Annotated in this window: 18 protein-coding genes; 6 read left to right on the plus strand and 12 right to left on the minus strand. The window is 44.2% G+C overall.

What is annotated here, in order from left to right; genetic code table 11:
• Positions 1-107: 107 nt before the first annotated feature.
• Both MSG38_RS03100 and MSG38_RS03105 read left to right on the plus strand, forming a co-directional pair.
• On the plus strand, positions 108-1,040 hold the full coding sequence (locus tag MSG38_RS03100; RefSeq protein WP_017071151.1) for a LysR family transcriptional regulator: 933 nt from the start codon (positions 108-110) through the stop codon (positions 1,038-1,040).
• Complete coding sequence (locus tag MSG38_RS03105; RefSeq protein ID WP_248400971.1) at positions 1,040-1,423, plus strand: VOC family protein; 384 nt, start codon at positions 1,040-1,042, stop codon at positions 1,421-1,423. The genes MSG38_RS03100 and MSG38_RS03105 overlap by 1 nt, the downstream gene beginning before the upstream one ends.
• 129 nt (positions 1,424-1,552) lie before the next feature.
• Here the strand turns inward: MSG38_RS03105 and MSG38_RS03110 are convergent, their stop codons facing one another.
• From MSG38_RS03110 to MSG38_RS03125, 4 genes are all read right to left on the minus strand, one after another.
• Positions 1,553-3,088 carry a PepSY domain-containing protein gene (locus MSG38_RS03110; protein WP_248400972.1) on the minus strand — a complete coding sequence of 512 codons (1,536 nt, stop codon included), beginning with the start codon at positions 3,086-3,088 and terminating at the stop codon, positions 1,553-1,555.
• Positions 3,089-3,199: 111 nt separating this feature from the next.
• A complete protein-coding gene (locus MSG38_RS03115; protein WP_248400973.1) occupies positions 3,200-3,550 on the minus strand; it encodes a hypothetical protein in 351 nt (116 codons plus the stop codon).
• 299 nt (positions 3,551-3,849) lie between these two features.
• Positions 3,850-4,245 (minus strand): cytochrome b562, encoded by a 396-nt coding sequence (locus MSG38_RS03120; RefSeq protein ID WP_017059534.1) that lies wholly within the window; start codon positions 4,243-4,245, stop codon positions 3,850-3,852.
• A 144-nt stretch (positions 4,246-4,389) separates the two neighbouring features.
• Positions 4,390-5,136 carry a phosphatase gene (locus tag MSG38_RS03125; RefSeq protein WP_050653590.1) on the minus strand — a complete coding sequence of 249 codons (747 nt, stop codon included), beginning with the start codon at positions 5,134-5,136 and terminating at the stop codon, positions 4,390-4,392.
• A 319-nt stretch (positions 5,137-5,455) separates the two neighbouring features.
• On the opposite strand from MSG38_RS03125, the gene MSG38_RS03130 reads away from it, so the two are divergent.
• A complete protein-coding gene (locus MSG38_RS03130; RefSeq protein WP_086967731.1) occupies positions 5,456-8,467 on the plus strand; it encodes an HD domain-containing phosphohydrolase in 3,012 nt (1,003 codons plus the stop codon).
• A 49-nt stretch (positions 8,468-8,516) separates the two neighbouring features.
• Here the strand turns inward: MSG38_RS03130 and MSG38_RS03135 are convergent, their stop codons facing one another.
• Positions 8,517-9,551, minus strand: coding sequence for a DMT family transporter (locus MSG38_RS03135; RefSeq protein ID WP_248400974.1), 1,035 nt, complete (start codon positions 9,549-9,551; stop codon positions 8,517-8,519).
• 91 nt (positions 9,552-9,642) lie between these two features.
• Here MSG38_RS03135 and MSG38_RS03140 point away from each other — a divergent pair, with 91 nt between their 5' ends.
• Positions 9,643-10,590, plus strand: coding sequence for a LysR substrate-binding domain-containing protein (locus MSG38_RS03140; protein ID WP_048612950.1), 948 nt, complete (start codon positions 9,643-9,645; stop codon positions 10,588-10,590).
• Positions 10,591-10,626: 36 nt separating this feature from the next.
• Complete coding sequence (locus tag MSG38_RS03145; RefSeq protein WP_004730185.1) at positions 10,627-10,947, plus strand: heavy metal-binding domain-containing protein; 321 nt, start codon at positions 10,627-10,629, stop codon at positions 10,945-10,947.
• A gap of 106 nt (positions 10,948-11,053) precedes the next feature.
• Here the strand turns inward: MSG38_RS03145 and MSG38_RS03150 are convergent, their stop codons facing one another.
• Together MSG38_RS03150 and MSG38_RS03155 are read right to left on the minus strand one after the other, a co-directional pair.
• Complete coding sequence (locus MSG38_RS03150; protein ID WP_050650760.1) at positions 11,054-12,310, minus strand: peptidoglycan DD-metalloendopeptidase family protein; 1,257 nt, start codon at positions 12,308-12,310, stop codon at positions 11,054-11,056.
• Positions 12,311-12,471: 161 nt separating this feature from the next.
• Positions 12,472-13,311 (minus strand): alkyl sulfatase dimerization domain-containing protein, encoded by an 840-nt coding sequence (locus MSG38_RS03155; protein WP_050633120.1) that lies wholly within the window; start codon positions 13,309-13,311, stop codon positions 12,472-12,474.
• 276 nt (positions 13,312-13,587) lie between these two features.
• On the opposite strand from MSG38_RS03155, the gene MSG38_RS03160 reads away from it, so the two are divergent.
• Positions 13,588-14,103 (plus strand): cytochrome b/b6 domain-containing protein, encoded by a 516-nt coding sequence (locus tag MSG38_RS03160; RefSeq protein WP_082242629.1) that lies wholly within the window; start codon positions 13,588-13,590, stop codon positions 14,101-14,103.
• 77 nt (positions 14,104-14,180) lie between these two features.
• On the opposite strand, the gene MSG38_RS03165 is transcribed toward MSG38_RS03160, so the two are convergent.
• The 5 genes from MSG38_RS03165 to MSG38_RS03185 all read right to left on the minus strand — a co-directional run bounded on the left by MSG38_RS03165 (position 14,181) and on the right by MSG38_RS03185 (position 19,526).
• On the minus strand, positions 14,181-14,615 hold the full coding sequence (locus MSG38_RS03165) for a hypothetical protein (RefSeq protein ID WP_050650758.1): 435 nt from the start codon (positions 14,613-14,615) through the stop codon (positions 14,181-14,183).
• A gap of 116 nt (positions 14,616-14,731) precedes the next feature.
• A complete protein-coding gene (locus MSG38_RS03170) occupies positions 14,732-14,998 on the minus strand; it encodes a hypothetical protein (RefSeq protein WP_017059525.1) in 267 nt (88 codons plus the stop codon).
• 235 nt (positions 14,999-15,233) lie between these two features.
• Entirely contained in the window at positions 15,234-17,018 is a 1,785-nt protein-coding gene (locus tag MSG38_RS03175) for an ABC transporter ATP-binding protein (RefSeq protein ID WP_248400975.1), read from the minus strand.
• Positions 17,012-18,775: an ABC transporter ATP-binding protein gene (locus MSG38_RS03180; RefSeq protein WP_248400976.1), complete on the minus strand. Its 1,764-nt coding sequence runs from the start codon at positions 18,773-18,775 to the stop codon at positions 17,012-17,014. The genes MSG38_RS03175 and MSG38_RS03180 overlap by 7 nt, the downstream gene beginning before the upstream one ends.
• Before the next feature lie 232 nt (positions 18,776-19,007).
• Complete coding sequence (locus tag MSG38_RS03185) at positions 19,008-19,526, minus strand: NUDIX hydrolase (RefSeq protein ID WP_017059522.1); 519 nt, start codon at positions 19,524-19,526, stop codon at positions 19,008-19,010.
• Positions 19,527-19,720 lie beyond the last annotated feature (194 nt).

Below are 19,720 nucleotides of genomic sequence, written 5' to 3' on the forward strand. Positions count from 1 at the left end.
CATCGCCTTACCACGTCAGTTAATTAATGAAATTGATTCACAAATCAAAGTAAATCGCTCACAATTACCATTAAGTTCATCGTTGAAACTCGCTTAACTGGATACTTATGATTAACCCAAAACTCATCGCCCTGCTTCCGGATCTCGCCTCGTTCATTTTGGTGGTTAACGAAGGTAGTTTTACGGCTGCAGCAAAACAGTTAGGCGTGACACCGTCAGCCTTGAGTAAGCTCATCACTCGCTTGGAAAAAGCGCTATCGGTGAAACTGTTTGAGCGTACCACTCGTACCCTTATCATCACGCAAGCGGGTCAATTGGTTTACGACCAGAGCGTGGTGATGATCAACGCAGCTCAACAAGCAGTTGAACTGTCTACCTCCGACCATACCGAACCTGCAGGCTCGATAACGGTAGCGGCACCAGAAGCCTTCTTGAATTCGGTTTTGCAGCCCTTTATTGTGCCTTTCTTAAATCAGTATCCAGAAATCCAACTTAAATTGAGAGCGGCTGATGGCGACATCGATATTTTACGGCAAGGTATCGACATCGCATTCCGCCTGACAGATAAACCCGACGAAAGCTTAGTATTGAAAGAGTTAGGCAAAACAAATCTCGTGTTGTGTGCAAGCCCTGACTATTTAGATGCCAAAGGGATTCCTCACCACCCTACCGAACTGTCTGAACACGACTGTTTATACCTTGCAGAGACAGACAAAGACCACATTTGGGACTTCCTTAAAGATGATGAATTTCACACGGTACCTGTCAGTGGGCGTTACGCAGTTAACCACTCGCAGATGCGACTAAAAGGTGTAAAAGAAGGTCTCGGCGTCGGTATTTTCCATGACTTCGTGATTCAAGATGCGTTAGCTGAAGGGTCTGTAGTACAAGTGTTGGAAGATTGGACCATCAAGAGTAATTACCATGGTGCGATTGCGATGCAGTTTGCTCAAACCAAGTACATGCCCGCTCGACTGCGTGTGTTCATTGATTACGCCATGGAGCACTTAGGTGACAAGTTGGCAGGAGAAATAAACTGATGCTGAAAGGAATACACCACGCGGCCATAATCTGTTCAAACTACGACGCGTCGAAACACTTTTACACTGAGATTTTGAAACTCGAGATAATTGCCGAAAACTATCGAGAGGCTCGCCAGTCGTACAAACTTGATTTAGCGCTACCTAATGGTGCTCAGATAGAGCTATTCAGCTTCCCTAACGCACCAGAAAGACCTAGCTTTCCTGAAGCTCAAGGGCTAAGACACTTAGCCTTTTGTGTTGATGACGTTCAACAAGTCAAAAGCTATTTGGAAGGACAAGGAATCGAAGTCGAACCGATCCGAGTTGATGAGTTTACAGGTAAAACATTTACCTTTTTTGCCGATCCTGACGGGCTTCCGTTAGAGCTTTATGAAATCTAGAGCTTTATGAAATCTAGAGCTTTATCAAGTATAGAGCTGTATCAAGTCTAACGTCTTCTTAATAAACAGAGCATGTCATCTGATTAATGAAACTGACCTCCTCAAACAGAAGGTCAGTTTGTGTATCAATTAACTCAATGCTGTCTTGAATTTCTCGACACGCGAGAACAGTAACCAATCCAATAGCATGGCTGTCACGATCGTTGCACCCGCGAGTGGAAACAGTACTGAAATAACCACGACCGTCACTAAGCCTGCCTTCCAAAGCCCTGCATCACCAAACTTCGGTGGCGTGCCAAGCTTTCTTTGACCGGAAGGTCTGCGCATCCACCACATCACACCGCCAGTCACAGAAACAACAATGAACGCCAAGCAAAACAAGGCATTTAGAAGCTTGTTGATGATGCTGATGTCACCTTGATGCAATGAAATACCCACAGCTAACGTCTTGGCAATGAAGTTATAATCTTGCCATGTCACCTCAACCAGAATACGACCTGAGTATTGGTCGAGGTGCGTGGTACGATCCTGCGTTGGATCGATGATATCGCCGCCCATGGTATTGGCTGTGACCGTGTAAACACCCGTTTCTGAACGCGGGAAATTGACCTTGTATTGCGTAAAGCCAAGTGAGTATGCTTTTTCAATAACGTCATCAATGTCGAAGTTGCTTGCTGACAACACATGTTGAGAGTGATCTTCAGTCATCTTAGAGTGATCATGAGGTTCCGTCGCCTCTTCCACATGATGAATGTGTTCTGCTGGCTTATCTTGAGACAAAGGCAGTGGTGTTTGCTCCAAGTTCCAAGGAAGCTCTTCTTCTGAGCCATGGTTGAGGGAAGCATGCGTCTTATCAGACAATGGAATATCGTCCCACATTTGAGCAGGGAAAGTGCTCCATGCTTGAAAAAGCTTACCGCCCCAAAAACCTGTCCATGCCAATCCAGATAGAATAAACAACAACAGAATAAGCGATAACGTGCCTCCAATGTTCGCGTGCAGATCGCGCATGAGAACGCGTGGCCCGGATGAAATTCTCAACTTGAGAAAACCAGCGCGGCTTGCGTTGTCTCTCGGTAGCCATAAGTAAATACCACTGATGAGCAACAGAATAGACAAGCTTATTGCGACTTCAATTAGGTAATCACCCCAATCACCAATCAACAAAGTGCCGTGAATATCATTCGCCAGCTGGTACAGGGTATCGCTGCGCGGAATCTCTCCGACCACTTCGCCAGTGTACTGATTCACAGTGGCGAAAACAGATGTTCCGTTTTCAAGTGATACCGAAAAGCGGTTAGCGAGATCAGGCGCTTCGCTCGGAACAAACTGCGTAACCGAACCTTGTGGGTATTGAAGTTGTACTGCAACTAACTGTTGTGACACTTTAATCGGGTCGCCCGATGCAACAATCTCGATCGCATCGTGATGAAAAGCTAACTCGATTTCATCATCAAACAGCATCACCAAGCCTGTAATGCTCAACATTAACATAAACGGGATAACAAATAGCCCAGCATAGAAGTGCCAGCGCCATGTGAGGAAGTAGAGAGTTTTATTGCGGTCTTTGCTTTTTATATTGGTTTTCGAACCGGTTGTTGCACTGCTTTTAGACTGCGAAGTTGCTTGTGCTTTCGCAGGGGTTTGAGATTCATTTCTCAACATTATAGTTTCCTTTGACACACGCAAATGCACCTTCTGAAAAATCAGAAAGTAACTTGAGCATGTTTAACTTTACTTAATACTTTATTTTTTAATTATTTTAATGGGTTAGGTTTAAGCAATAACAAAGGGAGGGCCGCGTGGGGCTTGCCTCGTGTAGCGTTCGCTTAGAGCCAAAAAAGCGTAGCTGTCGGAGACAATAGAACTCAGTCGAGTTGTCAGTAGTGTAGTGGGAAGTTCATCTTGGTGAAACGTGGAAAAATGGCTAAACGGACACGGTTTTCCTTTATGAGTACTAGGTTCGCCTTCTTCGATTTGAACCAATTCAAAGCCATTGACCGTACATAACGACGCCCATACTCCCGCACTATTACCATGAGCATTGATAACAGGCATTAATGTCACTAGCGCCCAGCTTAATGCTGTTGCAAGTAACATGGAGAAGTTGAACGAGGTTCGGCGCATTATTCCAAATCTTTATAAATTTCCCTTATTATGAGGGACTTGGAATCTAGGTAAACGTAAAGATTAACAGCAAGTTAAAAAATTGAAGCTAACGCACACTCTTTTTCGTTAAATACTGGTTACAACACTAAAGCTAAGAAAGTATTACTCAACTCTTTACAGCAGGCTTTCAATAAAAGAGACAATAAAAACGCCGCCTTACACCTTCCTCGAAAGAGGGGAAAGTAAGGCGGCGTTTTAGAGATCGAATCTTGAGGTTTGCTCTTTGTTACCTATCTAGCAAACTCATGATTAACGAATTAACCGAAGATCTTGCTCCAGATGCTTGGGTTACGCTTCTCATGGTACTCTTCACGAAGGCCGTCAATAGTACGAAGTTCTTGCTGTGCCGACGCTAAATCACCTTGGTCTAGCTTCTGCTCAATGCTATCCAGTGATGCACTGATCTTTTTGAAGCCTTCCATGAAGTTGTCTTCTTTCTCGACTGGGTAAACACCCGTTTTCAGCTCTGCCACTAGCGTATCTAAACGAACGATAGGCTTTTGCATCTCTTCAATGCTTTGAGCTTCTGCCGCTTGTTTGAACGCAAGCTTCATTTCTTGCATGTTTTTCTTAAGGTCTACATTAGCAAATGCGTTGCCAGACAATACTGAAGCAGCGATTAAGCCAGATAAAAGGATTGAGCGAGTTTTCATTGTTTCTCCAAGTGAAGCGGTGTCTTTGAAGTTAGAGCCAACAGTAATGTGGCACTTCGACTTTATTATTTTCGGCTAGTGTATACAAAAATCTGTCAGGCACAAAAATTGATTGTGTCGAAATGCAAACCCGCCGACAATCTCTTAAACAAGATCTGAATATTCTGGGATTTCACTACGACCGCGCAAGGCTAAAAAGGCTAGGAACTGCTTTGGCGAATGGGTGATCACTTTACTCGAATCGACACCCACTTCATCTAACAATGCTGCGACTAAATCCAAGCCACCGACATCTAAACAGAAATGCGCATCGCTGCCTGTTGTAATAAATGCACCCTTCGCTTTCGCTATTCTTGCGATCTCATAGCAGCGGTCAACACTGCCAACTCGGCTATTTCCTTTAAGTGTGGTGTTGTTGATCTCAATCGCCACGTTGTTTTCAACCGCACATTGAATAACGGCTTCAAAATCGAAATCAAAATTAGGATTGCCTAAGTGACCAAGCGCATCAATTCGACCACCCTTAATCACATTAACGAGAGCCTCTGTGTGGGTAGCGACATCCGATGGGCGAAAAACGGGCTCATGGAAGCTTGCAATCACCCAATCCAGATTCTTATCAACGCTCGGATGAATATCAATTTCACCTTGCGTGTTCATGATGTTCGACTCAACACCACGGATGATGGCGACCTCTTCGATAAAACGAGGAAGTACACGTTGGTTACTGAAGAACCAATAGTGTGGAGCGCCCGGCATTGATTCTGAATGGTCGGTGGTACAAAACATGGCTAAACCATTTTGCTTTGCCGACTTGGCGTTTTCGATCAATGTGCTGTAAGCATGACCACTTGCGTATGTGTGGGTGTGAGTATCTACTTTGAGTTCCATGAATCAATGCCCTCTTCGCTCGGTCAAAATACGTTTTTAAGAAAGTAACCCTGAATCTCTTTCAGGAAAAGAATGCTTCAGAAAATGAGTGCCTAATGGCAACAATTCGACCAGTTTATCAGCTGAAAGTGACAATTAGCACCCAAACATAAAGGTTTATTACTGGTTCATTTACATGACAGGTAATACGTGGCTAACCGAACCAGCCAACGCTTGGTCTTATCTAAGTCGAACCGTACACACTCGGTAATTGCGCCAATTTTTTGCAACCTACCCAAGTTCGTCAATACTTAAACCAGTCTACAAACTGGAGTGTTAGATGAGAAGAAGACGATATCCGCTGAGTATCCACATCACTAGCCTTTTCCTAATTTTGACAACACTTGTCGGTGCGGTATTGATTTCGATAAGTTATCGGCACTCTCAAGAGTTGCTGTTAGGCACAGTGCGCGAGATCAGTAATGAGCATCGCGACAAACTGGAATCAGTATTTAAACAAGCCATTGCCCCGGTCATCACAACCTTAAATGTGATGGCGGTGAGCCCGTTTGTTGCTCATCAAACTTCCGCTGTCGAAAAAGACTCTTGGCTTGCTTCGGTCGATATCATCTTCAAGCAAAACACCAATTTGGTCGCTCTATTTTACGGTTCTGAAGATGGTGACTTTAGAATCTTTCGTCCATTAAGCACCAATAAACAGCGAGCCGAAAACAGCGCCCCCGCTAAAGCGACCATGATGGTCAGCAGCACCAATCTAGACGGTGAAAACTTTATTACCTACCTTGATGGCGCACATCAAGTGATCAGTACTCGACAAGCAGAGAGTAAGTTCAACCCCACCACTCGCCCTTGGTTTCGTAACGCAAAGCCTGACGGCTCAATACAACTCTCTGAGCCCTATCTATTCTATTTCCTGCAAACCAATGGCATTACACTCTCTAGGCGTTCTGCCGATGGCAAGCATGTGGTTGGTGCCGATTTTACGTTGAGTTCGCTCTCTTCTCAGATCAGTGAATTGGCTTATTCTCCGCAAACCCGACTCGCCCTGTTCGATCAACATTTTAACCTTCTCGGTCAGCATCAACTTGAGTTATCAAGACCCAAGTCTGATGACACAAGTAAAACTGAGCAAACGAACAAACAAACGACGGAGAAACTCTCTGGCAGTGAGCAAGACCAAAGCTTCTTTAATGTGCCCAAACGTGAACAGATGGAAGCATTGAAAGCATCCGTCATAGCACCACTTATCTCCGACGAGGAGAAATTAAACCTCAATCTAAAAAACGTTGAGTACAACTTAAACACTTGGGCACTAACGCTAACGCCGGTTCAACTGACTCAAAATGTCACCTTATACTTGGCAGAAGCGACGCCACACAATGAGCTGCTCGCTGATCTTATCTCGATGCGAGACAAGCAAGTTGCGGTCGCGATTGGGATGTTGTTCATCTGCTTCGCTATTGTATGGTTTGTCGCCAATCGCTTGTCTCAGCCACTCAATACGCTGATGCAACTCACCGACAACATCGCACGATTTGACTTCAGGCGTACTCATTATCCCAAAAGCATGATTCAAGAAGTGGCTAACCTCGCCCACTCAATTGAGCTAATGGAACACACGCTTCATGATCTGATTACCCTACTTCGAGACACGGCCGGGAATCAGGAGTTTTCGATCTTAGCCAAGAACATTGCTCATCAAAGCTATTTAATCACCAAAGCAGAAACCATTGTCCTCTTCACTCAATCAAAAGAGAAAGACGTGTTTGATACGGCGGCCAACCTTGCCATTCTGCCTTTTAAGGCCGACATCAATGACTTCATCAAACACACGCCTTGGTTGCTTTGTCAGCTTAAATCTGGAGAGACAATCCATTTAAACCGAGAAGACAATGTTCTCAACTATTACCAAGATTCGATCTTCAATTCAGACCTGTACCTATTTCCACTATTAAACCGAGAGAAGTTGTTGGTAGGTATTGTGGCAATTGGTTATGAAAGACCGATTACCAAGATGCAGGCCGATAAGCACGCCTTTTTACGAGAGCTGCTCAGCTTTGCGGAAATAGCGAAAGACAACATCGACCAAATGCAGCAACAGAAAGACATGCTTAATGCCTTTATCGAGCTGATTGCTTCGGCGATTGATACCAAGTCACCATACACGGGCGGGCATTGCCAGCGAGTGCCTGAGCTCACCAAATGGCTAACTCAAGCAACCATAGATGATGACCGCTATTACCCGCAATTCTCATTGGACAGTAAACAGTGGGAAGAGTTGATGCTCGCCGCTTGGCTTCATGACTGCGGCAAGGTGACCACGCCTGAATATGTGGTAGACAAGGCAACAAAACTGGAAACCATTTACGACCGAATCCACGAAGTGCGAATGCGTTTTGAGGTGTTGAAACAGCAAGCGGAAACCGATTACTGGAAAGCCATAGCGAACGGTGCGCTACAAGAAGAACAACTCAAAATACTCGAACAAAGCCTGTCTGAACTGGATGAGGAGTTTGCCTTTGTTGCTGAGTGTAACCTTGGTGGCGAATCTATGACGAAAGAGCAGCTAGAGCGCTTAGATCAAATAGCCAAACGCCAATGGAAACGCACACTGGATGATCAATTGGGTTTGTCTTGGTCTGAAAAAGAGAGGTTCAACACCTCAAAAGAGTCGGTTGAGAAAGAGAGAACGGAGCCAACAAGTCAGGAAGAGGGTTTACCTGTTATGGAGCCCCTACTTGCCGACAAACCCGAGCATAAAATACCTTGGGACAATGGATTTAACCCTGCCGATGTATGGCAAGAAGCGTTTGTACTTAAGCCCGGAGAAGTTAAATACAACCAAGGTGAACTGCACAATTTGAAAGTACGCCGTGGTACGTTAAACGATGAAGAACGTTTTATGATTAACGATCATATTATTCAAACCTTCACCATGCTCAATAAGCTGCCTTACCCGCCTTACCTTCAAAACATTCCGGATATCGCTAGCGGACACCACGAGCGTATCGACGGTAAGGGCTACCCAAGAGGCTTAAGCGAAGACCAGTTGCCACTGCCGTCCAGAGCAATGGCAATTGCTGATGTCTTTGAAGCGCTGACCTCTAGTGATCGCCCTTATAAGAAAGGTAAACTCTTAAGCGAATCACTCAACATCATGACCAACATGGCGACCAGCGGTCATATCGATCCCAAGTTGTATTTGCTGTTTTTGGAAAACAAAATCTACGACAAATACGCTGAGCGATTTCTAGAAATGAACCAACGCTGCGAGATTGATCCGCACGAACACATCGACCGAGTAAAAGAGTACATACGCTCATTGTTTTAAGTCTTAAGTTTTAAGCTAACCATTCAGAGGATAAGCCATAGATCAATGGTTAGCTTTTAGCTGCCGAGTCCAATACCGCAACGTCCACTACAGTCGCTACAGTCGCTACAGCCACTGTGGTGTGCGGTTTCTGGTTGGCTTTCGTCTTGCTGTGTCTTTTCGCTAGTAGCGTGTTAGTGATGCTCGCCACGACAATCAGGTTAATACCAATCATCTGCTGAGTAGAAAACACATCATCAAAGAACAAGCCCTGCCAAAGCGCGCTAAACAGCATGTTAGTAAAAATCAGTGGTGCCAACTGGGAACCGCTGTCTGCCAGCTTATACGCCTTAGAACGGAAGATTTGGGTATTTATAGTAAACAATGCAAGACCAAGTGCTCCGAGAGCAATCCAGCGTAAATCATCAAAAGACAGCAACGCCGACACGAAGCCTTTTTCAGCACTTTCAAGAACATCAGGCACCGCAGAAACAGAAGTAAACACCACCATTGGTATCACAATGATTGCCGCGACTAAAAAAGTCCACGCGTTAAGCTCTGCCGGAGTCAGGCTGGTTTTAGATGCTCGGTACAAACTCACTTGCGAGCCAGAATTAAATACCCCCGCGAGAAGCCCAAGCAGAAGCGCAGGTCTAAAGAACTCCGAACCCAACTCAAACTGCGACCAATCCCCTGCCATCATCACTACGCCAACAAAGGTGACAGCTAAACACACTATCGTCGTTATATGAATCTTGGTTCTAAATATTAATTTTTCTAACAATGGAATAAACAAAGGACCAGTACTGAACAACACCACACCTTCAACCAGCGTTAAGGTTTGTAGTGAAGTAAGGAAACACCACTGACACGCCACCATAAAGATCGCCCGCATCACCAACGGTTTCCACATTTCTCGTGTCGGCTTGCTGATTTTGTAAAAAGTCAGAAAAAGAAATAAGAACAGACTGGGTAACAAAAAACGCACGAAACTGAGTAACGAAATGGGCATCACTTCAGATAGATACTTGGCCATCAAGCCGCTTAAAGACAAACTGAACGTCGACAACAACATGAAAGTCGTCGCCTTGGTAATATCAGACATAATTATCACCTCCTATGACATCTATTTTAGAGGCGTGACGTAATGAAAAATAGCGAGTAATATTAACCATAACTGTAAGGAAAACTTACCAATGAAAAAACTCGTTCCGCTTAAATCCGTTTACGCTTTCATTGCTGTCGCTGAGACTGGCAGCATGACTGACGCCGCTCGGGTGTTGTACGTCAGTCACTCTGCTGTAAGCCAAGCGATAAAGTCGTTAGAACAACTGGTCAACAAGCCTCTGTTTCAACGAGTCGGTCGTCGTGTTGTTCTTAATGCCGCCGGTAAGCGATATTATCGAAAAGTCGCGCCCGCACTTGAGCAAGTGATAGAAGCGACCGAAGAGCTTGCCAGAACGCCTAACGACCACCGCATTACCCTCAACATGGTCAATTCGCTCGCGATGCACTGGTGGATCCCACGAGTTCCCGACTTCCAAGCCTTTGCTCCCTCACTTGATATCCGTATTTCGACGCTAACTGGCCCTTTCGATATTGAACAAGAAGGGGTCGATGTTGCGCTCGTACATGGCAAGCCCAACGAGTGGGAGCAATATTACAGCGAGAAACTGGGCGACGATGATCTGGTCTTGGTGTGCAGCCCTACTCTATTAAAAAACCAGACCGGATTGAGCGTCGAGCAACTCGTCAAACAAAACCCGACCATTGGCGTTTTTAACCCCAGGCGACAACACGACTGGCAAGTGTGGTGCGACAATTACCAAATCCCAATGCCCACATTCCATAGCAATCTGACATTCGATGTCTCCATTCAAGCGGTGCAAGCTGCAATTCGTTCGTTAGGCGTACTAGTAACGCATCGCTTGTTTGTGAAAGATGACATCAGCCATGGGATGCTTGTCGAACTGGGTAAACCGGTTGCTAACCCGCACCAAGATTTTTACTTTGTTTGCCCGAAAAACAAATTAAAACAAGAAAGTGTGCTAAAACTGAGAACATGGTTAAGACATGAATTCACACGCTCAGAGACAGCACTGAACGATGACATTCAAGAGCAAGACCAAACTATCAATCAATAAGCGAGTGACAGCTCAGCAAGCTTACAAGAGGCCATTATGATTATTACCACCACACAATCAGTCGAAGGCAAGCGCATTGTCGATTACAAAGGGGTTATTGCCGGAGAAGCCATTCTAGGGGTGAACGTTTTCAAAGATATGTTTTCAGGAATTCGTGACTTTGTGGGTGGTCGCTCTGGTACCTACGAGAAAGAACTGGAAAAAGCACGTAACTACGCCTTCAAAGAGTTAGAACAGAAAGCAATTGAAGCAGGTGCCAACGCAGTGGTTGGTGTCGATATTGATTACGAAGTACTTGGCACAGGCAATGGTATGCTGATGGTTTCAGCAAGCGGCACAGCGGTGGTGGTTGCTTAACTGAATCACTCGCTAAATCGTGTGATTACCAAGAAAAACGCCCCTTAGCTAAATCGCTAGCTAAGGGGCGTGATTATATTCGTTGGCCAACTTAGGCTGAATATCTCTAACTCGCACGATCTGCTGGCTCAGAAATCATGGCATCAAAAGAGGCAATTCGAGCCAAAAACTCTTTTCTATCTTTAAGCATAATTGAGCTTGCCATTGGTAAGTTAGCCTTCATCGCATCGACGGCGCGACCACGAACCAATACCTCAAAGTGCAAGTGCGGGCCAGTAATACGGCCAGTAGCACCCGATAGCGCAATTTTCTGACCTCGCTTAATTTGCTGACCTTTCTTAACTAAGAAGCGGCTCAAGTGAAGATAACGCGTCGTATATACGCTGTTGTGTTCAATCACCAAATATTTACCAGCATACGGGTGGTCACGAAGTGCCACCACACGACCATCACCAGTTGAGTAGATAGGTGAACCTACAGGTGTCGCAAAGTCGGTACCATTGTGCGGTGAGATTCGCCCAGTTACTGGGTGTCTTCGTGTCGGATTGAACGAAGAAGTGATTCTTCGGAATTTTCTGTCGACTGGGTATCGATCAAAGGCTTGCTCTAGACTATTTCCCTCTCTGTCATAAAAAAGACCATCTGGTGCTAGAAAAGCTGCGACTTCTCGGTTTCTTAATTGAATTGAGATACCTTGAATTTCTGTTTTGCCCGTTAAATGATCATCCGTGTACTGCTCTTTGACCAATACATTAAAGCTGTCACCTGCTCTCAGCTCACGAGCGAAGTTGACTTTTTCTTTTAGTGTGCGGGTGATATTGGCTATCTGGTTAGTAGTTAACCCCGCTTTGTAGGCTGACGTTGAAAAGCTACCGTGGACACTACCCGCATAGAGTTTTTCTTTCCATTCGCCTGGGATCTCGTGGAATTTATAGGTAAAGCTACCATCATCGTTTCGAGTAAAAGCAGCTTGCTCAACCAGACTCTCGTGATAAATCAGCTCCACAAGCTGTTTTGAGTCACTATCCAAAAGCAACTCTAGATGGTCACCAGGCTTTATTGTGTCGAGTTTCAAAGACTCCAGATCCGCTTCCATCACCTTTTGAACGGTTCCATAAGGCAGTTGCCATGACGAAAAGATGTTGCTTAGTGTATCGCCAACTTTCACAAAATAATGGACTTTAACCAAAGAGTTGGGAGTCGCTTGCGAGTCGATAGCTGCCTCATCATTCGGTTGAGAATCTTGATAAGGTGTTATTTTTATAGAGATTTCTGGTGCTGGTTCGGAGTGAAAAGAGAGCAAAGCAGCAAGGGAAAATGCGCTGATCGCAGTAACGATCAGACCAATACGGAGGAACTTCATAAAATACTTAGCGGTTATAACGAGGAACTTAGAAAGTGTTATAACATAACAATTAAATCAAAAAAATAAATGAAATGTAAGAAACCATAGCGCAATAGGTGTGAAAGTATGGTGAGCATGCAAAGCCCACCACCTTAGTTAACACGGATCTTTACCTAATATTACTCTTCACGAAGTGCTTCGAAGCGTTCTAAGCCGCGCAGCATCTCAAAGTCAGGTTCATCAGCTAATAGCTCTCGCATTGAACCACTGGCTTCGATAGAGCGCTCTAAGTCATCGATCGCTTGACCTTCAGCACCTAACCTTGCGTAAGCACAAGCACGTTGATACAAGGCGTGAGCGTTTTGATCGTCCACTTCCAACACGCGATTACATAAGCTCATCGCCCAGTGGTATTCCTGCATGTCCATTGCGGCATCAGCTTTGTAAGTTAGTGCTTCCAAATCACCCGGGCGGACTTTTAAGATCTCATCGTAGATTTCAATTTTTTGCTCGGCAGTTTGAACATTCTGAGCCCTCAACCACAAGTTGTGAATCTCATTGATGATTTCGATTTCTCGGTTGTTCTCTGAGATGATTCGAGTCTTGCGCTTAAGATCCCTTTCAAGAAGGTTAAACTTCTTCTCATAGTCTTGGGCAATGTCATTGAGTCGTCGATCTGCCATCTCTTTAGTGGTGTGTTTCAACTCTTTTAGCGATTGCCAACCCACCAGTGCAATTAGGGAGGCAACACCGGCAATAATGTAGAAGAAGTAGGTTACGGTTACATTGGCGTAATTCAGAGACTTGTCTGCCACAGTCAGTTCCCGGTCAGTCATCTGAATGGTCAAGCGTCTTTCAAGATCCTGCTGTTCCATTCGAAGCTGCTTCAACTCATCCAAGATATAGCGTTCCATCAGCGGTCTATCCAAATACTCTTGTTCCGAGTACTTAACCTCTTCGCTTGCAAAACTCATCGAGCTGAACACCGAGATAACTGCAATCAATAAGATTCGAAGCATTATACATTCCTTATATATTTATCTTTAGACTAACTGTATCTCGTAATAGGCATACAAGCTAGGAAGTCGACAAGTTTGCTATGTCCATATTGGAATTAACACTCTAAAACATCATTGATAATTATAAAACACCTGAAGCAACATCATTAATTTCTAAATTATAAAAATACCGCGTAATACTGTTCTATATAATTAATTCGCGATGCGAATATACCTATAATTGATTTATTGCATCGAGATGAATCTTATATTAATAACGATCAGAACGAGGTTAATTTGAATAATCCACGATACGATTTAGTAAGCCGTGTACTGCACTGGGTAATGGCTTCTGTAATCATCTATGCAACAATCGCAGGGTATGTGATGCACTATGTCACCAGTCATCCAGAGCTGTTTTCTTTTCTGTCAGTGCTCAACATGTCATTGGCGACCGTTGCGACACCATTGCTTGTGGTTCGTTATATCTGGAGCCACTTTCGCTCATCGCCAAGCATGCCAACCTCTGTGCCTGAAGGGCAAAAATGCGTTGCCAAGCTTGCACACTCTTTGATGTATCTTGTGATGTTTATGGTTTTCAGCACCGGCTACTTAATGCTAAAAGAACCGTACTCTTTATTTTGGTTAGTGAGTGTAAATAATCTAATTACCGACTCTGCAATCAACGGCTTCTTTTTCTATTTACATCGTGCCAGTTGTATTGCCCTAGCCTGTTTAGTTGTTCTTCATGTTTGTGCTGCACTTAAACACCACTTTGTCTCTAGGAACTATGTATTGAAGATGATGCTCTAGATTCAAAGAATTCAAGACAATTTGCACAAACAAAAAAGCCATAGCATGTTCGCTATGGCTTTCTTCTTTCAATTTGATTACTTGTTGTGAGTATCTATCATCACTTGCCAATATTCGCATTTGGCTAAGAACTCTTTTAAATAAAGTTCTGGGTTAGCAAGCTTCTCACCGCCTTTAACATCAGCGCCAGTCACACGCCAAAAGCCACGAGTCACGAGATTTCTGTGGTAGATAAAGTCGTTAAGTTCGTTTGTTTTTAAAGGAAGCTGTTCACCAAAGGTTTGTTCGTACAAGCTCAACGTAGCAACTTGCTCACTTGGTTTCTCTCTTAGAAAGGTATCCAAATCCAAACCTAATGACTGTTGCTGCTCTTTTGATAGGGCTTTAGCTAATTTAGAGATCACACTGAACAGAGCCAACTCAACTTTTTGAGACGCTAATAACGATGCACCTAAAAGCGCATGTTCGTTGGAAATGTGTTGTTCTGTTGATGAAACGGTTGCTGTTGTCACTGTGTTAACCTCAAATAATCATAACGGGTGTTACTGAACTGGATAGAGTCTTTTCACTAAGCTGAATCTTATTCTTGTCATTAAGAAGAATCTTGCAGCTAAGCAGAGCCTTTCAACTAAGCAGAATCTTTTAGCAGAACTCGGTCAGCATCAATAATGGTGAAGCCCGATGCATCTTCATTCTTTTCGACTTGCACTAAACCTTTAAAACCAATCTGCGACAGCTTCTTCGCAAGTTGATCTGGTGCTGTTTCAAAAACAACATTCATAAAAGGTAAAGACTCAGCATCAACAAAACCATGCTCGTTAAACAGTTCCATTGCTTGAGATAAATGGTCTGAGTCGGTTAATTCGATAATTTCTACAACTTCTTCCAACAACATTTTCGATTCCATATTCGCCAGAAAGTGACTGACACAAGCCGGTTCTTTTTGCTTGCATACATCCCGATGCCCGTAGACACCCCTTTAGTAGTAGGGAGATCATAACATATTAATAATCGTAAAATATGTTTTATTTTCCCTAAGCTACTGGGAATACTAGAAAAGAATAGAAATTGGTGAAACATAAGCAACACCAATTCATAGTATCGATAACGGTAAACCTGATTTGAGGTGATCAGGCAACCGTTACTTGAGAATCGCCCGTTTCTACAATCGATTCTTGTAACAAGCCAGCATAAATACCATTGTGTGCCACCAGCTGTTGATGATTACCTTGCTCAACAATTTCACCCTTTTCCAACACCAAAATCGTATCTGAGTGACGAACGGTACTCAAACGGTGTGCAATCGCAATCACGGTTTTTTCCTTGAAAAGGCGCTGCATTGCTTTTTGAATCAGGTCTTCAGTGATTGAATCTACCGAACTGGTCGCCTCATCAAGCATCATCAATTGCCCCCCCTGTGCAACCGCTCTAGCGAACGAGATAAGCTGCGTTTGCCCTACAGACAAGTTGGATCCGGTCTTTTCCAAGTGGAAGTCATAACCTTGTGGCAATTGTTCAATAAACTTATCGGCATAAACATAGCGCGCAGCCTGTTCAACCTCAGTTCTAGATAGATGCGTTTTGCCCAGCGCGATATTGAATTGGATGGTCTCTTCAAATAAATGCACGTCTTGCATCATCATTGAGAACAAATGAGCCGAGTCTTCACTTGAGATCTGCGAAAGCTCTATTCCATTCAACAAAATGCTGCCTTCATAGTCTTGGTAAGTTTTAGAGATCAGACGCAGAATCGTCGACTTACCCGACCCCGTCGAACCCACAAGCGCGATTTGATGCCCTTTCTCCAATACAAACGAGACATTCTTTAGGACGTAGGGAGAGTCATCTTTGTAACGGAAACTCACGTTCTTAAACTCTAGGCTCACAAACTGTTCAAGCTGCTTCTCAACCTTGTTAGATGACAACAGGTTGCGCCCTTCTTCTTCAGTCGGCTCAACAAACAGCTCTTCAATATGGTCAAACGCTGCAAATGAACTCTGAATCGAAGCGATCTGCGAAGTAAAGTCACGAATCGGAACAAACACTTTCTCTAAGGTGTTGATGAACGCAATCAGCACACCCAAGGTGAGCGCCCCTTCTAACACTTGCTCAGAGCCATACCAGATCATAATCGCGATGGTGATAGAGGTGATGCCGGAGATAAACGAGAACAAAATCGCATCGTATTTATTGATCTTCTTCTGCGCTCTTAAAAACTCATCGGTATAGCCTTGGTAGCGTTGCTCGACTTGCTCTTCCGCTCGGTACATCTGAACGGTTTTCATGCCAAATAAGACTTCTTGTAAAAAGCCAATACCGCGAGCAAGCGAAGAACGAGTCACCTTATAGAGAGCACGAAGTCGGTTTCTCACATACACCGTCAAATACATCACTGGTGGCATAATGATCAATACAATCATCGTTAACTGCCAATCAATGAAGAACATCATCACCAACAGAGCAATGGTATTGATGCTGTCTTTAACTAGCCCAACAACCGACTGAACAAACGTCTCGCCGATGGTTTCCAAGTCACTGGTTAATCGTGAGAGCGTTACGCCAATCGGTGTGTTATCAAAATAGCTGCGCGGCAGTTTGAGCACGCGAGCAAACAATACTGAGCGCATGTCAGTTATCGTGTATTGACCAGTTTTACGCAGGTTGTACGAATAGGTGGTATCCACCACATAACTCGCCACCAGCACGGCAACGAGATAGAAGACGTATTCGAGCAGACCATCCATATCCCCGTGACTCAGGTGAACATCGATCACTTGAATGATCAGCCAAGGGAACAACAAGCTCGTAATGACAGAGAGAGGAAGCATAGCGATGCCCAAAATCGCAGAGCCTTTGTATTTCTTAGCAAACTTAAAAAAGTGCTTGAGGTACTTGAGATCAACACCTTTTAACATGCTGCTGCCTCCGTTTCATTCTGTTGTAGTTGCCATGTATCGTAATAGTAATCACACGTTTTCAATAACGTGGCGTGATCGCCCTTCGCGATCACTTTACCTTCATTCAACACGATGACTTCATCCATATATTCAAGGGCATTAACGCGGTGTGAAACCACAAGAACCGATTGATTTTTTAAACGCTTAAACAAGCCTTCCAAGATCTTACGTTCTGTTTCATAGTCGACAGCCGATAGAACGTTATCCATGATGATCAGGTCGGTGGGTTGCAATAAAGCACGCGCAATACTTAAGCGCTGCTTCTGGCCGCCTGACAGCATGATCCCTTTCTCACCGACTAAGGTTTGATCACCGTGTTCAAAACGCGTCACATCACTGGCCAACTGACTGAGCTCTAGCACTTCATCAACCTGACTCTTTGCCAAATCCGTATCTAGGCTACCAAAGCGAATATTATCTTCGACGGTTGCTGAAAACAGGTAAGGGTCTTGAGTCACGGTTTTCACGTAACGGCGCAAGTCACTGCGTGAGAAGCTAGTGACATCTCTTTCACCAAGGAAAACAGAACCTTCTGGTACATCCAAGTGATGGTTCAAGCAGTTCACTAATGTCGTTTTACCCGCTCCGATCCCGCCTAACACACCCACTTTCTTACCTGCTGGGATATCAAAGCTGATGTCATCGAGAATCACGCGTTCTTCACCTGAATAGCTGAAACTGAGGTTGCGAACGGAAAACGTTTTTCCCTTCAGCGATTCAACATCTAATTCAGTCAGCTTATCTTCATCAAGCTCTGGGACTTTGGCATTAAGAATGGTTTGTGCACTTTGAATACCGACCATGCCTCGCTGATAAATGGTCGCGATTCTGCCAAGCTGCATCAATGGCATAGCGAGCAAAACCGAGTAAGTTAGGAAAGCAGTAATCTCACCAAGTGTGAGTTCCTGTCTCATTAACATGTAGCCACCAAGCCCAAGAATGATGATTTTCATCAGGTCATTGGCGTAGTCGAGTACCGGCATGAAGAAGACTTGAATACGTGTAATTTTAAGGCGGCATTCAAGCAATAACTGGTTAAGTTTTTCAGTTTCGGCTTTCACCCAAGGTGACATCTGTTGGCTCTTAATCAAGTCAATCCCAGACAGGTAACTCATTAGTTGAGCAGACAGGTTTTGTAGGCGCTTCATGTGTTCTAAATGCAGCGTTTTCATACGCTTGAAGCCCACACGGAAAATCACAAAAGCGATTGAGATAGGAATGATCGAATACAGTGTGAGTTCTGGTGATATACGCCACATGTAAAGAGGCGTCAACGACAACGCAAGCAACGCATTAAAGAACTGCAAGAAGCCGACACCAAACAGCAGTCGAATGCCACTCAGGTCATTGTTGATAATCGAGATCAGTCGGCCCGAAGCAAAGCGTTCGTGAAAGCTGCTCGGTAAGCGATTCAGCTTTTGTAAAAGAGTACTTTTTAGCGCAGCCTCTGTAATTCGCCCCGGATTAAGCGCATAAATACGAGACAAAATTCTCACCACCACCATGGCAACTGACATACCCACCACAGTCCAAACATAGGTTTGAAGCTGTTGGTGGCCAGTTGAAGAGGCATCATCAATCAAATCTATCGCCAATTGGATATAACGAGGGATCTCTACTTGTAACCAGTTGACGAGAAAGATGAACACAATCGCCAATAAGTACGAGGTGCGATTCATGCGCAGATAATGGGCAATAAACTGTCTTTTATTCATAGTATTCTTTGTTTAGGGCAGGCTCACAGCGAGATTTAACGATATAACCGGGCAGTTAAGCTAGATAGGTTCATCGCTGAGGTAAAGATACATCAAAAACACTTAGTTGACAATGTCAACCATATTCAATAATTAGTTTCGGGTATTAAATTTTAGCATTGCTAGAAACAACTTTGCCGCCAAAAGTGGCGGCAAATAAATAGCTTAGCAGGCCTGGGGCTGTTGATAACGGCTAAAGCATCTCTTTGGCAATCAAATGCAGCAAAAAGGTTTCACGTTCAATACTCATGCCCTTCTTAGGGCTCTCTGCCATCGTCTTTTCGTTATGAGCGATCGCTTCATGGATATTCATCCACACCGGTTTCATCCCGTTTTTCACTTCATAATCTTCGTAAGCCGTTTCACCAAGCTCACGATCAATCTTGCATGAGTAGCAGTAAGAAATCATGTGCATCATGTCTGCATCGTCTTTGTACCAAGGACGAAACTCTTCAAAAATGCCGAACGGTTTGATGCTATGGATATTCTTCGCGCCAGTCTCTTCTTCGAGTTCACGAACCATACCTGCGATCACATCTTCCCCTTCATCCAAACCACCACCAGGAATGGTGTAGTCGTGATAACGCTCTGTATACAGCATCAGAATGTCTTCACCATCTAACACAATGGCACGGGCAGCGTTGCGCTTATAGACCGTTTTATTGTCTAGATGGTCGATATCAGGGTGGATGGTTGTTTTTAGGTGTCTCATGATTCTGACTGCTCTACTGAATTTGGCGGCATCATATCATAATCATCAATAGATTCGAGGTTCACAACCGCCAACCAGGACTGATCGGACGGGGATATTCCAACGGTTACTTGAATCCACTTAGCTTGATCTAACACTCAAAAAGTCGTTAAACATGAAGAAATATCAACCTATTTCAATATCTTGACCAAATT

The sequence above is a fragment of the Vibrio sp. 1CM24A genome, from assembly GCF_023161725.1.
GTDB lineage: Bacteria > Pseudomonadota > Gammaproteobacteria > Enterobacterales > Vibrionaceae > Vibrio > Vibrio coralliirubri.

Coding starts and splice junctions, on each gene's coding strand:
- MSG38_RS03100 (WP_017071151.1), top strand. CDS start 108: ATGATTAACCCAAAACTCATCGCCCTGCTTCCGGATCTCGCCTCGTTC.
- MSG38_RS03105 (WP_248400971.1), top strand. CDS start 1,040: ATGCTGAAAGGAATACACCACGCGGCCATAATCTGTTCAAACTACGAC.
- MSG38_RS03110 (WP_248400972.1), bottom strand. CDS start 3,088: ATGTTGAGAAATGAATCTCAAACCCCTGCGAAAGCACAAGCAACTTCG.
- MSG38_RS03115 (WP_248400973.1), bottom strand. CDS start 3,550: ATGCGCCGAACCTCGTTCAACTTCTCCATGTTACTTGCAACAGCATTA.
- MSG38_RS03120 (WP_017059534.1), bottom strand. CDS start 4,245: ATGAAAACTCGCTCAATCCTTTTATCTGGCTTAATCGCTGCTTCAGTA.
- MSG38_RS03125 (WP_050653590.1), bottom strand. CDS start 5,136: ATGGAACTCAAAGTAGATACTCACACCCACACATACGCAAGTGGTCAT.
- MSG38_RS03130 (WP_086967731.1), top strand. CDS start 5,456: ATGAGAAGAAGACGATATCCGCTGAGTATCCACATCACTAGCCTTTTC.
- MSG38_RS03135 (WP_248400974.1), bottom strand. CDS start 9,551: ATGTCTGATATTACCAAGGCGACGACTTTCATGTTGTTGTCGACGTTC.
- MSG38_RS03140 (WP_048612950.1), top strand. CDS start 9,643: ATGAAAAAACTCGTTCCGCTTAAATCCGTTTACGCTTTCATTGCTGTC.
- MSG38_RS03145 (WP_004730185.1), top strand. CDS start 10,627: ATGATTATTACCACCACACAATCAGTCGAAGGCAAGCGCATTGTCGAT.
- MSG38_RS03150 (WP_050650760.1), bottom strand. CDS start 12,310: ATGAAGTTCCTCCGTATTGGTCTGATCGTTACTGCGATCAGCGCATTT.
- MSG38_RS03155 (WP_050633120.1), bottom strand. CDS start 13,311: ATGCTTCGAATCTTATTGATTGCAGTTATCTCGGTGTTCAGCTCGATG.
- MSG38_RS03170 (WP_017059525.1), bottom strand. CDS start 14,998: ATGTTGTTGGAAGAAGTTGTAGAAATTATCGAATTAACCGACTCAGAC.
- MSG38_RS03175 (WP_248400975.1), bottom strand. CDS start 17,018: ATGTTAAAAGGTGTTGATCTCAAGTACCTCAAGCACTTTTTTAAGTTT.
- MSG38_RS03180 (WP_248400976.1), bottom strand. CDS start 18,775: ATGAATAAAAGACAGTTTATTGCCCATTATCTGCGCATGAATCGCACC.
- MSG38_RS03185 (WP_017059522.1), bottom strand. CDS start 19,526: ATGAGACACCTAAAAACAACCATCCACCCTGATATCGACCATCTAGAC.